Genomic DNA, 12,998 nt, shown 5'->3' with positions numbered 1-12,998 from the left:
GGTGTCATCGAGGCCAGTTCGCCGATACTTCAGCAGGCGCGGTATGCGACGGAGCTCCTGCCGCCCGACCACAGGATCTCCTTCAGGAAGGCTCAGCACGATGACGACCGTCGCATATCAGGGTGAACCCGGATCCAACTCGGCGACGGCCGCGCGCGCCCTCTACCCCGAGGGCGGCGAGCTGCCCTGCACGAGCTTCGAGCAGGCCCTGGACGCCGTGACTCTCGGCGCAGCCGACGTCGCCGTGATCCCGGTGGACAACTCCGCGGCCGGACGCGTTGCCGACGTGCACCACCTGCTGCCGGAGTCCGGACTGTTCATCGTGGTCGAGTACTTCCTCGCCATCCGCTTCGACCTGATGGGAGTGCCCGGTACCACCCTGGACCAGGTGGAGTGCGTCCGCAGCCATGTGCACGCCCTCGGGCAGTGCCGCAAGCTGCTGCGGGAGGGGGCCTGGCGCACCCTCGTCAGCGACGACACCGCCGGAGCGGCGCGCGAGGTGGCGGAGCTGGGCGACCCGAGGCACGCGGCGCTCGCCCCGCCCGCCGCAGCCGAGCTCCACGGCCTCGATGTGCTGCGGCCCGAGGTCGAGGACGACCCCGACAACACCACGCGGTTCGTCGTCCTGTCCCGGGACTACGAATGGCTCCCGGTGGGGCAGCCGACGATGACGAGCCTGTTCTTCTGCGTGCGCAACATCCCGAGCGCGCTGTACAAGGCACTCGGCGGGTTCGCCAGCAGCGGGGTGAACCTCACCAAGATCGAGAGTTATCAGATGGGCGCGGGGCTCGACGCCAGCCGCTTCTACGTCGAGATCGAGGGGCACCCCGATGAGGAGCGCGTCGCCCTTGCCCTGGACGAGCTGCGGTTCTTCTCCTCCGAGGTCCGCATCCTGGGGGTGTACCGCGCGCATCCGCGCCGGCTCAAGGACTGACCGGGCGCCCGTACGGAGATGCGGTGCGGCGGGCGGGAAGAACCCTTCGGCCGGACATGGCCGACCGGCCGACGGGTTCACATGCGACTGCACGCGACTGTCCTGCATGTGTCCCCATGGCAGGAAACATGGCGACCTGGTGCGAGGCAGGTGTCGCACGCCTTCTAAGGTGTGACCATGACTCAGTACCGCAAGGGCCTCGTCCTCGATTTCGGTGGTGTGCTGACGACTCCTCTGCTGCCTGCCGCGCTCGCTTTCGAGAAGCGCGAGGGACTGGCCGCGGGGACTCTGCTCACCGGCCTCTACCTGGACCCCGAGGGAATCCGGCTCACCGAGAGGTTGGAACGTGGCACGCTCACCCAGACGCATTGGAACGAGGCGGCCGGCCGGCTTCTCGGTGTCCGGCCGGAGAACCTGATGGGCCGCGTCTTCGCCGACCTGCGCCCCGAGACCTCGGTGATCGCCGCGGCGGCTGCCGCGCGCCGGGCCGGAGTGAAGGTCGGAATCCTCTCGAACTCCGTCGGCCTGGCCCCGTGGAACCTGTACGACGGGTACGAGTTGGAGAAGCTCTACGACGCCGTGGTGCTGTCGGAGGTCCACGGGACGCGCAAGCCCGAGCCGGAGATGTACCGGCTGGTGCTCGACGCACTCGACCTGAAGGCCGAGGACTGCGTGTTCGTCGATGACACCGAGCAGTACCTGCCGCCCGCGGCGGAACTGGGATTCGCCACCGTCCACGCCGTGGACCCCGCCCGCACGGTCACCGCACTGGAGAGCCTGCTCGGCGTCCCGCTGAGCGGCAAGGACCCCGACCGGGTCATCGCCTGAGGGGAAACATATGAGACTGGGCCTGGCACTTCCGACCACCCTGGACGAGCGCGTCGATCTGGCCGGCCGCTTCCTCGAAGGGGTACGTCGCGGCTGACGCCGCGGTCCCTGTCCGCGCATCGGCACCAGCGGCGCCGTGGGCACGGTATGCCGCACGCACCGATGGGAGAATTCTTGCAGCGCCCCGACTCCGAGAACGAGCCGTCCCGGCTGCGCCGCGTCCGCGTCCCCGGAACCGTGCCGATTCCTCCGGCGGTCTCCCGGCGCCCGCGCGAGGAGGAGGGCCAGGAAGCCTTCGGTACCGGCGAGGGCCCGGAGGCGGCGGAATGAGCTGAGCGTCGGCGGAGGCGCACGCCGCGGACGCATACGAAGGCCCCCTGGAACACACGCACACATGTGTTCCAGGGGGCCTTCGTCGTGTCAGGACGCTCCGAGACCGCGCAGCAGGGTATCGACGACGACGTCCGCCGCCTGCGCGGCGCTCAGTTCGGGCAGCTGGCGGGAGACGAGGTGCATGAGCTGGGGGAGCAGGGCGTTTGCCCAGCCGTGGGGGAGGTCGGGGCGTAGGAGGCCTTCGTGGGTGGCGCGTTGGAGGAAGGTGTCGACTTCCTCGACGCATGCGTCGCGGCGGTTGCGGACGGTGTCGTGGGCGAGCATGCGGGTGAGGTCGACGGGCCAGGTGCGGTTGACGGTGATGATGTTTTCGACGTAGCGGTGCAGGGCGACGGTGACGGGTGCTTCGCGCAGGCGTGCGTCCTGGATGGCTTCTTCGATGGCGGTCACGCGGGATTCGTAGATCGCGGCGAGGAGTTCCTCGCGGGAGGCGAAGCGTCGGTAGACGGTGCGTCGGTCCACGCCCGCTTCGGTGGCGATGCTCGCGATGCTCGCGCCCGGGTCGGCGGCGAGCATGCGGGCCCCGGTGGTCAGGACGGCTTCCAGGTTGCGCGCTGCGTCGGCTCTCACAGCAGCGAGTCTAACCGCGCGTTGTGAAGCCTGAGACACCTATCACCTCGTAGGTGTGAAGCACCGCAGATTAAGTGCTACATTAAAGTGACAGATAAATCGGGTAGTGCCAATCGAGTGAGGCGTCACCGTGCTGACGGGCGGCAGGCGCAGCGCTCCCGCCGCCCCTTTTGGAGAAAGGCAGTTCCGATGCCGAAGTCACCGTCCCCATCACCGACACAGTCCTCATCACCCCGGGTGGGTGGTGTCGCCGCCGCCATGAGCGCGCTGATCCTCGCGGTCCTGCTCGCGGCCCTGGATCAGACGATCGTCTCGACCGCGCTGCCCCGGATAGCGGAGGACCTCAACGGGTTCGACGACATCGCCTGGGTCAGCGCCGCGTACCTGCTCGCATCGACGGCGGTGACGCCGCTGTGGGGCAAGCTCGGTGACATGTTCGGCCGCAAGCGGCTCTACCTGACCTCGACCACGATCTTCCTGATCGCCTCGGTCGCCTGCGGTCTGGCGCGGAACCTGCCCGAGCTGATCGGCGCCCGGGTGCTCCAGGGCGTGGGCGGCGGAGGCATGATCGTGCTGACCTTCGCCCTGGTCGGTGACATCGTTGCCCCGAGCGCGCGCGGCCGGTACCAGGGCATGTTCGGATCGGTCTACGGCGTAGCCAGCATCGTCGGTCCTCTGCTCGGCGGTGTCTTCACCGACCAGCTCTCCTGGCGGTGGGCCTTCCTGATCAACCTGCCCGTGGGCGCCGTCGCCCTGGTGATCGCCGCGAGGGCGCTGCCCGCGGCCACCCGGGGAGCCAAGGTCCGTATCGACTACCTCGGCGCCACCATCCTGGCGGCCATCGCCACCGGCCTGGTCCTGACCACGTCCTTCGGTGAGCGCTGGGGCTGGGGATCTCCGGCCATCGTCGGCCTGATCGTCGCCACCGTCGTGCTGGCCGTGCTCCTGCTGCCCGTCGAGCGCCGCGCCGCTGCCGCGGTCCTGCCTCCGGCCATGCTCGCCTCACGGACCGTGGTCTTCTCCTCGCTGATCGGGTTCTTCGCCAACGCCGCGATGTTCGCCGTCCTGGTCTACCTGCCGACCTACCTCCAGATCGTCCACGGCGTCTCGGCCACTCTCTCCGGCATCTACATGCTGCCGCTGGTCGCCGGTCTGGTCATCAGCCAGTCCCTGGCCGGACGCTGGGCCGCCCACGTCGACCGGCTGCGCGTGATCCTGCTCGCGGGTCTCACCGCCAACCTCGCCGGGCTGCTCCTGCTGAGCACCATCGGAGCGGCGACCGACACCCTCGTGCTGAGCGTCTACTTCCTGATCACCGGCGTCGGCATCGGCATGGTGCCGATGGTCGTGCTGACCACGGTCCAGAACAGCGTCCCCGCCACCGACCTCGGCGCCGCGAGCGCCGTGGTCACCTTCGCCCGCTCCATCGGCGCCGCTTTCGGAGTCGCCGTCTTCGGCACCCTCCTGAACACCGGTTTCGCAGGCCGCACCCACGTACTGCCGACCTCCGGCGGTTTCGACGCCGCCCGCCCCGATACCATCGGCCGGCTGCCCGCCGCCCTGCGCGACACCGCGCTCGACGCCTTCGCCCACGCCACGGCCACCGGCTATCTCTGGATCGCTCCCACCCTCGCCGTCGGCATCCTCCTCGCCCTCTTCCTCAAGCCGTCCCGCAGGACCGGCGACACCACCGGCGCCGCCGAGGCCACCGCCTCCGCCGCCAAGGACACCGCCCCTGCCGCCAAGGACACCGTCCAGGCCGCCTGAGCCACCGGACAGCGCAGCTCGACCGGCCGGCGCCCGCACGGGCGCCGGCCGTCGGCGTCCGTCCGGCATCAGCGGCGGCTACGCGAGGCCGTCCTCGGGTGAGAAGCCGGACGGCCAGTGGATGTCCGGATGGCTGTCCGAGGCGCCGGGCATCTGATTCCCCTCTCGTGGTGCACGGCGGCATCGGACGCCGCCACCGGGGAGGACAGCCCTCACGGGCGACCCCGCGTCCACTGTGCGCGGCGACGCAGGGCCCGGCATACGTCACATGACTGGGCGATCGGCGAAGTCGTCGGCGCTCGTCATCTCGTCGGCGTCGAGACCGGAGAGCGCGTCCCTGAGCGTGACCCGCGAGGCGATGCCCAGATGGGGATAGAACGGGGCGTCCTCACTATTACGGCGTAATAGATCGGGCCGTCGAGGTCGTGGAAGTTGCCGTGGGGTGGCAGATCCGCGCGCTCGGCGGCGCGTCCGAGCGTGAACCGGCGGGTCCTCGTTGGCGGACAGCGACCGTGGCGCGGCCACGTCCAGGTAGATCGTGCCGCGCAGATGGTCGGTCTCGTGCTGCACGATGCGCGCGGGCCAGCCGGTGAACACCTCGTCGATCGTGTGGCCCCGCTCGTCCCGCCCCCGCAGCCGCACCTGGGCGTGGCGGGCGAAAGAGGGCGTTCACGGTGATCAGGACGTTGTCCCACGGCCGCGGCGCACGATCCGTCGGAAAGAGGGACTGGGTCAGCATGACCGTGGTGTTGAGCAGGGTGAACCCGGTGACGAAAACGGCGTCGGAGAACACGTCGTCGTTGAAGGTGACGACCCGGCAGATCGCGGGAAGGCTGTTGGAACAGAAGCGCCCGTGCAGGTAGTTGGTGATCTCGTGGTCGCCGAGACCGAGGGCGTACACGTACACACCCGCCGTGAAGAGCGCGCCGAGTGCGAAGGAGGCGCCGCGCCGCCGACGGGGGGAGTCGTCCACCAGGTGGGCGGCGACCAGGTAGTACAACAGGACGGTGCACAGGCCGAGGAACATGTTGTCGGCCTCGACCAGGCGCAGGAACTGGTTGTCCGCGAGGAACGCGAGGGTGCCGTCGGCCTTCCGGTTGACCGAGACGAGCACGACGACCAGGGAGTCGAGGGTGAGCAGCAGGTGCAGCCTGCCGTGCGCGAGACGGGCCGGGCCGGCCCGCCGCCCGGCGTCCGGCTTCTGTATCAGGGGAGGATGGCTGGCCCCACCCGGTTGAACGACCCGAACCCGCGCCGAGGTTCACACCAGCTGTCGCCGCGCTCCGTGGGCGGACAGGCCTCAAGCCTGCAGAAGGCAAGACTGCCGCGCTGACATCCTCCACTACTCGGTGCTACCGTATAGTGGTACTCGGTACTACGCAGTACCGCTGGGGCCGAGGAGGACTCGCGATGGACGACCTGACGGAGATGCTGAAGGGCACGCTCGAAGGGTGCGTGCTCGAGATCATCGGCAGCGAGGAAACCTACGGCTACGCCATCACTCGTCAGCTGAACGAGCTTGGCTTCGCCGACGTCGTCGAGGGGACCGTGTACACCATCTTGCTGCGACTGGAGAGGAACAGACTCGTCCAGGTGACGAAACGGCCATCCGGGGTCGGTCCGCCGCGCAAGTTCTACGCACTCAACGACGCCGGACGCGAGGAACTCGCGAAGTTCTGGACGAAATGGCAGTACGTCTCATCACGCGTCGACAGGCTCAAGGAGGGCGGGAGATGAACTTCTGGGAGACCATCACAGGCAGCGATCTCACCAGGGATTGGAAGGCGTTCGAAGCCCGGGCCGAGGCCCTGCCGGACGACTACCGGGCGGCGTGGGAACAGATCAAGGGCCACCTCTTTCCCCATGGGGACTTCACCGGCCGCAACCTGATGCCGATCCTCGACGCCGCCCTGGGGCTGCTCGAGGAAACAGCGGCGGACGGGCAGAGCGTCCACGAGGTCCTCGGCGACGACATCCGGGGCTTTTGCGCGGCGCTGGCCGGTGGAGAGGGGGCTCGAACCTATCGCGACCGCTGGCGCGAGCAGTTGAACAGGAACGTCGCAAGGAAATTGAGCCGGCTGGGAGGCTGACGTGGGCATCCAGGACATCATCGAGGGCAAGAAGCAGTGGCGGGCGCACATGGCTCGGGTCAAGGCGCTCCCGCCGGACTACCGGATCGTCTACAAGGAGATGCAGAAGTACCTGTTCAAGGTCGGACCGATCGACCTGCCTGACGGGCCTCTGCTCCCCGAGATCGTTGACTTCTTCGAGGGAGGCGTCGCCGCGGGCAAGGGGGTCTTGGAACTCATCGGCAACGACGTCGCCGCGTTCTGCGACGACCTGGTCAAGGACTCACGCACCTATGCGGACGTCTACCAGGAGTCCATCAGCAGGGAACCCGGTACGGCCGAGAAGTAGCCCTCACCTCATGCCAGTGGGCGTAGCAGCCCGCACGCACGGTTCGTTCGCCTCGGCACAGCGCAGCCGCTGACGCCTTGCGCGAGGTCACCCGGGACGACGAGGCACTGTCGCTGTCCATCCGCAGCGACGGCAGTCAGCGCGAGCTGTGCTCCATTCTCGACTGGCTCGACTCCGCCGGCATCGAGGCGGATGAACAGAGCGACGATGGTTCAGGCTCCATCAGAGCGGGCGGGGGCGTCGCTGAAGATCCGGTCCATGGCTGCGCGCATACGTGCGCGTTCATCAGCAGCGGGGCTCATGAGGCGCTCTCGCAGCCGGTGACGCGGTCACGGTTGTGGGCGTCGGCCTGAGAACGCAGGCGTGCGGAACTCCTGTACAGCCGCTCGGCAAGAGGCCCCGGTATCGCTGGGAGTCCGCCTGACGCTCCAGCAGGGCCGCACGTTGCCGAAGTCGCCGTGCGCGGTGGTCGGTGCGGGCGACGTTCGCGCAGGAGGGCTGACAGCGGTGAAGGCTCGGGCTGCCAGCGGTATCCGCGCGGTGGGCACGCGCATGGGCTGTCGGATTCCTGCGGAGCGTGAGGGGCAGGGGCAGGTGCCGGGTCATCGGGAGAGCGGGGACGCGGTACGGCCGGCAGTTACCGTGACTCGCGGGCGGCCGGGCGCCGGGAGGTGGCGGCACGGGAACCCAGGGGGTCGGAGCGCCGGACCTCGCGGAGGAATTCGGTGAGTATCTCCAGGATCCGGCCGGGTTCCTCGACGGTCGCCGCGTGTCCGCCCCGGACTGCGGCCAGCCGCGCGCCCGGTATGCCTTCGGCGAGCTCCACCGAATGTTCCGGGCTCACGAACCGGTCTCCCATGGCCGCGACGACCAGGGAAGGGGCGGTGATGGCTGGGAGATCGCCGCGGACGTCGATGCCCAGGGCGAGGGCGATCTGCGCGGGGGCGCCAGGAACGGACACCGCCGACCGGGCTGCCAGGTCCTGGGCACCTTCCGGGGTGAGGGCGGCCAGATGGTCCGCGGAGAAGGACAACGAGGCCACGTAGGCGCTCAGTTCACTGTCGCGGCGGGCTCGCAGGGACGCCCACCTCTCCAGATGGAGCCACAACGCGGTGCGGGGCCGCGCGAAGCCGGCCAGGGTGAACAGGCCGCGGACCCGGTCGGGACGCCGAGCGGCGACCTTGACGGCGACTGCCGCGCCGAGTGAGGCCCCGGCGACCACGAAGTCACCCAGCCCGGCCTCACGGGCCGTGGCCACGACCTCGTCGGCCACGGCATCCACTTCCAGCCGGCCGCCGGGCAGCGGGGTGCGCCCCGACCCCGGAAGGTCGGGAAGCAGGACGGTGTTCTCGGCCGCGAGACTGTCGGCCAAGGTTCCCCACGTCTCGGACGCGGTGCTCCCGATGCCGTGCAGGAGCACCAGGCCGGGCCCGCGACCCCGGATGTCATACGCGAGCATGTGTCATCTCTCCTCACACTTCCGGTACGAGCACGAGACGGGAGGCCGTGCGGGTTCACCTGTCCGGGGGTGCGGCCGGGCAGGTCACGCGGTTTTGCTCCCGGCAGGGTCCGGTCCCGCCCGCTCGGCGGTATGCGAGGTGAGGATATGCAACGCCGTCTCCGGATGCGGAAGTCGGTTTCCTGGAAGGTCGGTTCGCCCACGCGGACGTCGAGTTCATGAGGTCCGTTCTCGCGCGGGTTCCGCACATGTGAGAGGTGCCGGCGACGTCCGGGATATGGCCCGAGGGCGGCGGGACCCGAGGGTTCCGCCGCCCCTGCGAGGTGTGTCAGCGGACGGTGGCGCGGGCGGCCCGCTCGATGACATCGGCGACGAGGTGGGGGTGGGAGACGGCGACCGAGTGGGACGCGGCGACCTCGGTGGTGTGGGCGTGGGCGCGCTTGGCCATGAAGCGCTGGACGGCCGGGGGGATGTTGAGGTCGCGGGTGGTGACGATGTCCCAGCTGGGCTTGGTCTCCCAGGCGGCCGTGGTGGCCTTCTCCTCCAGGGCGGACTGGGCGATGGGGCGCTGCTCGGCGGCCATCAGGGCGGCCTCCTGCGCGGGGACGTCCGCGGCGAACTGGTGACGGAACTTGTCCTGCTGGATGTACAGGTCGGTGGCGGTGGAGCCGTCGGCCTGCTGGTAGGTGACGGGGTCGAGAGCGTCGGGAAGGGTGGAGCCGGGGTACTTGTTCGTGAGCTCCAGGGCGCTCTCGCCGGTGGCCGGGAGGAAGGCGGCGACGTAGACGAGGGCCTTGACCTGCGGGTCGTCGGTGGCGGCCTGGCTGATGACGTTGCCGCCGTAGGAGTGGCCGACCAGGATCTTGGGGCCCTTCACATGGTCGAGGACCGTCCGCAGGGCGGCGGCGTCGGAGGCGGGGCCGCGCAGGGGGTTGGCGGCGGCGACGACGGGGTAGCCGTCGGCGCGCAGGTCGGCGATGACGCCGTTCCAGCTGGAGCCGTCGGCGAAGGCGCCGTGTTCCAGGACGATCGTCGGCTTGGCGCTCTTCTGGGCCTCGACGGTCCCGGTCGCGCCGCTGGCGCTCCCGCTGAGGGCGAACGCGCCTAGGGCGAGCCCCGCCGTGAGCGCCGAGACCACACCCGTCACCAGTCGCTTGCGTCCACCCTTGTTACTCGCCACGACAGATCCCCTTCAGGTACTTCGACAAGGGGTGGACCGGTCTCACCGGTCGACGTCACCTCCCTGACTGGTGACGAATTTGTCATGTGGAGTCGTCACCTGTCAAGGAGGTGACAAGGGTTGACTGGATTTCCGGCCGGTGCACGAGGCTGGGCATCGCGCGGACGGCCACGGACGGGCAGGTGAGAGGCCGTGGGCGACGTCGAGGGGAAGGGCGCCACCGGCGGAGCGGCGGCTGCTTCCGGGGCATGCAGGAGGTGAACCGGTCGCTTCCCGGGGTGAGGTGCACCCGTGCGGGCTGTACCGGCGAAGACGGCAGGTCCCCTTCCGACGCCGGGGCGTCCGGACTGCGGTCGGGGACGGTGGTGGCCGAGGCGGCGCTCGCAGACCGGGGTGCTCGGGGGCGTTCCGGGATGCGGAGCCTGAGCCGGAGCCGGCGCGTCAGGGCTACCTCCAGCGCTGCCCGGACGGCCGCACCTGCCACGTCCCACGCCCGAACCGGCACCGCACCTGCCCAGGCGCGACGGTGGGTCCTGAGCACCGGCTCGGCCGGGAAGAGCATCGCTCTTCCCGGCCGTGTGTATGAGTCCTGCGCACACGTGTCACGGCGCAGGTGATGGGGGCGTACTGTGCGCAGAATCCGGTCCGCCACGCGACGCCCCGGCACGCCCTCCGGGCGGACGAAGTGACGTCGCGGGACCCCCCTCCAGCGGGCTGCGCGCCCGGCGGGCCGTGCCGCCCTCAGTGCGCCGACTGTGCTTCGACGTCCTCCTTCGCCCACGGGTCCCGCACGATGATGTCGGCCAGTGCCGCCGCGCAGCCCGTGAGCAGCCGCTCCCCCTTTTCGGGGCTCGCCACCCGGGCGTCGCCCGCGACGCCGGACGCGGTGATCCGGTCGAAGGACACGGCCATGTACACCGGGTCGGTGGACTCCGCGGGCAGCGTGATCCGCGGGCCGTGCGCCTCGGGCAGGTGCTCGGCCCGGATCAGCTCGGGGAAGACGGCCATCATCATGGACGTCTCGCCCTCGCAGGCGTGCATGAGGCCGTCCTGGATCTCCAGGGTGTCGCGCACGGCGTCGCGTCCGGCACCGAAGTAGCTGGCGAAGGCGATCGGCGTCGCCAGCTCCGCGGTCAGCTCGGTCGTGAGGGCGTTGAGGGCGGTCATGTTCCCGCCGTGCCCGTTGACGATCAGGATGCGGGAGAAACCCGCCCGGATCACGGAGCGGCAGATGTCCCGCAGCAGCGCGTGCAGTGTGGGCAGGCTGAGCGTGAGGGTGCCACCGAAGGGCATGTGGTGCTCCGACAGTCCGGTCGGGACCGAAGGCGTCACCACCACGCCGGTGTGCTCCGAGGCCAGCATCGCCGCCCGTCTGCACACCTCCGAGGCCAGGAAGTCGTCCACGCCGGTGGGCAGATGAGGGCCGTGCTGCTCGGTGGCCCCCACAGGCAGCAGCACCACCGCGTCCTGCACCGCCAGAGCACGCAGTTCGGCGGCGGTCAGAAGGTTCCACTGCACTTCGCTCATCGGGGGACTCCTCCTCGAAGTGGCCGACGCGGGATGCGGGTCACCACGTCGGTGTCGGGTGGGGGCTCAGAAGTGATCGACGTCGACCACTGCCTGCGCGAAGGCGGTCGGCGCCTCCTGCGGCAGGTTGTGGCCGATGTTCGTGATCGTGCGGTGGTCGTAGGCACCGGTGAAGTGACCGCGGTAGGCGGAGCCGTCGCCGGGCGGGGTGAAGGGGTCGAGCGCGGCATCGAGGGTGATGGTGGGGACGTTGATGTTGGGCTGGGCCGCGAGCTGCTTCTCGTAGCGGTCGTAGCGGCGTTCACCCTCGATGAGACCGATGCGCCAGCGGTAGTTGTACAGCACGATGGCGGCGTAGTCGGGGTTCTTGAACGCCTCGGCGGTGCGCAGGAACGTGGCGTCGTCGAAGTTCCAGTTGGGGGAGACGAGGGTCCACGTGTAGCGGCACAGCGCGATGCGCTTGTCGACGTCCTCCATGGCCTTCTTGCCGCGGTCGCTGGCGAAGTACCACTGGTACCACCAGTTGTGCTCGACTGCCGGTGCGGCGGGCTCCAGCTGTGCCTTGCGGTCGGTGATGAGGTAGCCGCTGGTGGAGACGAGGGCCTTGACGCGTTCGGGCCACAGGGCGGCGATGATGTCGGCGGTCCGCGAGCCCCAGTCGAAGCCGGCGAGAACAGCCTTCTCGATCTTGAGCGCGTCCATCAGGGCGATGATGTCCAGGGCGATGGCGGACTGCTCGGCGGTACGGGGGGTGCGGTGGGACAGGAAGCTGGTGCTGCCGTGGCCGCGCAGGTAGGGAACGATGACGCGGTAGCCCTGGTCGGCGAGGAGCGGGACGACGTCGACGAAGCTGTGGATGTCGTAGGGCCAGCCGTGCAGGCAGATGACGACCGGGCCGTGTGCGGGGCCGGCCTCGGCGTAACCGACGTCGAGGACACCTGCCTTGACCTGCTTGAGCGTGCTGAAACCGGTGTGGGTGCCGGGGGTGACGGCCGGCACGGTGGGGACGGGTGCGCCCCCCGGCTTGTGCGAGGCGGTCGCGGCGAACGCGTTGTTCTGCAGGCCGGACAGCGTGACCGCGGCTGCGCCGGTGCCCAGGCCCACGGCCTTGCTGAATGTACGCCTGTTGATCATGGGAATCCCTCCGTCGTGCGTTTCCGGTGACCGGTTCGCGCCCAGGGAACCTCCCGCTCACACCGGCGGTACGAGATCACCGTGGCGCCTCGGCGCGATGACTTTCGCACAGCACCCGTCACCTGTCAAACAGGTGACGCAGATATGTTCCGGTGAGCCGAGGGGCAGGTTCGTGACTGCTTTTTCAGTGGCATCGACCCGATGCCACATACTCTCGTCCAGGCGAAAGCAGATACATCAGTCATTTGACGGTGCGGCGGGGACAGTACGACGCATGTGTGTGAGGTGTCTGTCCGCCGCCCGGCGCCGTACATGGGTATGCCGGGCGATTCCCCTCGTCCGTACATGGGTATGCCGGGCGGTTTCCATTGCCGCGGGGTCGGCGTTCTTCCCCCGCGTGGCGATGGCAACCGCCCGGCATACGGCCGAGGCAGCCTTCTCGTCGGCTCGCGTCAGCTGCCCTGTTCCTCCTCCAGCCTGCCCAGTGCGTCGCGCAGTGCGGCGCGGGAGGTGATGCCGAGTTTGGGGAAGACGCGGTAGAGGTGGGAGCTGACAGTGCGCGGCGACAGGTGCATCCGTTCGCCGATCTCCTTGTTGGTCAGGCCGATGGCTGCGAGACCGGCGATCTGGTTCTCCTGCCAGGACAGTTCGCTCAGCTGCGCCGACGCGGTACGCGTGGCCAGTCCGGACACCCTGAGTTCGGCTCGGGCGCGTTCGGTCCAGGTGGGTGCGCCGAGTCGTTGGAAGGTGTCGGCGGCGAGGGTGAGGGGGTGTCGTGCTGCTTTGGG

At 69.5% G+C, this 12,998-nt stretch carries 13 protein-coding genes and 2 pseudogenes; 8 read left to right on the top strand and 7 right to left on the bottom strand.

Annotated elements, in window-relative coordinates:
* Nucleotides 1-100 precede the first annotated feature (100 nt).
* The 3 genes from ACFU8W_RS46045 to ACFU8W_RS46035 all read left to right on the top strand — a co-directional run bounded on the left by ACFU8W_RS46045 (nt 101) and on the right by ACFU8W_RS46035 (nt 2,092).
* Nucleotides 101-934, top strand: a complete 834-nt coding sequence (locus ACFU8W_RS46045) for a prephenate dehydratase (RefSeq protein WP_384051423.1) — start codon at nt 101-103, stop codon at nt 932-934.
* A gap of 177 nt (nt 935-1,111) precedes the next feature.
* Nucleotides 1,112-1,762 carry an HAD-IA family hydrolase gene (locus ACFU8W_RS46040; RefSeq protein WP_384051421.1) on the top strand — a complete coding sequence of 217 codons (651 nt, stop codon included), beginning with the start codon at nt 1,112-1,114 and terminating at the stop codon, nt 1,760-1,762.
* Between the two features lie 162 nt (nt 1,763-1,924).
* Entirely contained in the window at nt 1,925-2,092 is a 168-nt protein-coding gene (locus ACFU8W_RS46035) for a hypothetical protein (RefSeq protein WP_384051418.1), read from the top strand.
* Nucleotides 2,093-2,182: 90 nt separating this feature from the next.
* Here ACFU8W_RS46035 and ACFU8W_RS46030 read toward each other — a convergent pair whose 3' ends face one another.
* Nucleotides 2,183-2,671 (bottom strand): TetR/AcrR family transcriptional regulator, encoded by a 489-nt coding sequence (locus tag ACFU8W_RS46030; protein ID WP_384051495.1) that lies wholly within the window; start codon nt 2,669-2,671, stop codon nt 2,183-2,185.
* 243 nt (nt 2,672-2,914) lie between these two features.
* Here ACFU8W_RS46030 and ACFU8W_RS46025 point away from each other — a divergent pair, with 243 nt between their 5' ends.
* Nucleotides 2,915-4,492, top strand: coding sequence for an MDR family MFS transporter (locus ACFU8W_RS46025; protein WP_384051415.1), 1,578 nt, complete (start codon nt 2,915-2,917; stop codon nt 4,490-4,492).
* Between the two features lie 492 nt (nt 4,493-4,984).
* On the opposite strand, the pseudogene ACFU8W_RS46020 reads toward ACFU8W_RS46025, so the two are convergent.
* A pseudogene (locus ACFU8W_RS46020) lies at nt 4,985-5,149 on the bottom strand (peptide deformylase); the annotation flags it as partial.
* Nucleotides 5,150-5,902: 753 nt separating this feature from the next.
* On the opposite strand from ACFU8W_RS46020, the gene ACFU8W_RS46015 reads away from it, so the two are divergent.
* From ACFU8W_RS46015 to ACFU8W_RS46000, 4 genes and pseudogenes are all read left to right on the top strand, one after another.
* Nucleotides 5,903-6,229 carry a PadR family transcriptional regulator gene (locus ACFU8W_RS46015; RefSeq protein WP_384051412.1) on the top strand — a complete coding sequence of 109 codons (327 nt, stop codon included), beginning with the start codon at nt 5,903-5,905 and terminating at the stop codon, nt 6,227-6,229.
* Entirely contained in the window at nt 6,226-6,582 is a 357-nt protein-coding gene (locus ACFU8W_RS46010) for a DUF1048 domain-containing protein (protein ID WP_327249101.1), read from the top strand. The genes ACFU8W_RS46015 and ACFU8W_RS46010 overlap by 4 nt, the downstream gene beginning before the upstream one ends.
* Before the next feature lies 1 nt (nt 6,583).
* Nucleotides 6,584-6,910: a DUF1048 domain-containing protein gene (locus ACFU8W_RS46005; RefSeq protein ID WP_384051407.1), complete on the top strand. Its 327-nt coding sequence runs from the start codon at nt 6,584-6,586 to the stop codon at nt 6,908-6,910.
* Nucleotides 6,911-6,966: 56 nt separating this feature from the next.
* Nucleotides 6,967-7,107, top strand: a pseudogene (locus ACFU8W_RS46000) (ABC transporter); the annotation flags it as partial.
* A 440-nt stretch (nt 7,108-7,547) separates the two neighbouring features.
* Here the strand turns inward: ACFU8W_RS46000 and ACFU8W_RS45995 are convergent.
* From ACFU8W_RS45995 to ACFU8W_RS45975, 5 genes are all read right to left on the bottom strand, one after another.
* Entirely contained in the window at nt 7,548-8,369 is an 822-nt protein-coding gene (locus ACFU8W_RS45995) for an alpha/beta fold hydrolase (protein WP_384051404.1), read from the bottom strand.
* A gap of 328 nt (nt 8,370-8,697) precedes the next feature.
* Nucleotides 8,698-9,549 carry an alpha/beta fold hydrolase gene (locus tag ACFU8W_RS45990; RefSeq protein WP_384051401.1) on the bottom strand — a complete coding sequence of 284 codons (852 nt, stop codon included), beginning with the start codon at nt 9,547-9,549 and terminating at the stop codon, nt 8,698-8,700.
* A 741-nt stretch (nt 9,550-10,290) separates the two neighbouring features.
* Nucleotides 10,291-11,076, bottom strand: coding sequence for a creatininase family protein (locus ACFU8W_RS45985; protein WP_384051398.1), 786 nt, complete (start codon nt 11,074-11,076; stop codon nt 10,291-10,293).
* 66 nt (nt 11,077-11,142) lie between these two features.
* Nucleotides 11,143-12,210 carry an alpha/beta hydrolase gene (locus ACFU8W_RS45980; protein ID WP_345512156.1) on the bottom strand — a complete coding sequence of 356 codons (1,068 nt, stop codon included), beginning with the start codon at nt 12,208-12,210 and terminating at the stop codon, nt 11,143-11,145.
* A 452-nt stretch (nt 12,211-12,662) separates the two neighbouring features.
* The coding region (locus tag ACFU8W_RS45975) for a helix-turn-helix transcriptional regulator (RefSeq protein ID WP_384051395.1) at nt 12,663-12,998 on the bottom strand (336 nt) is incomplete at its 5' end.

The organism is Streptomyces sp. NPDC057565, from assembly GCF_042801455.1.
Lineage (GTDB): Bacteria > Actinomycetota > Actinomycetes > Streptomycetales > Streptomycetaceae > Streptomyces > Streptomyces yanii.
The sequence above is the reverse complement of the archived record's forward strand: the minus strand, read 5'-3'. Positions and strand labels throughout refer to the sequence as shown.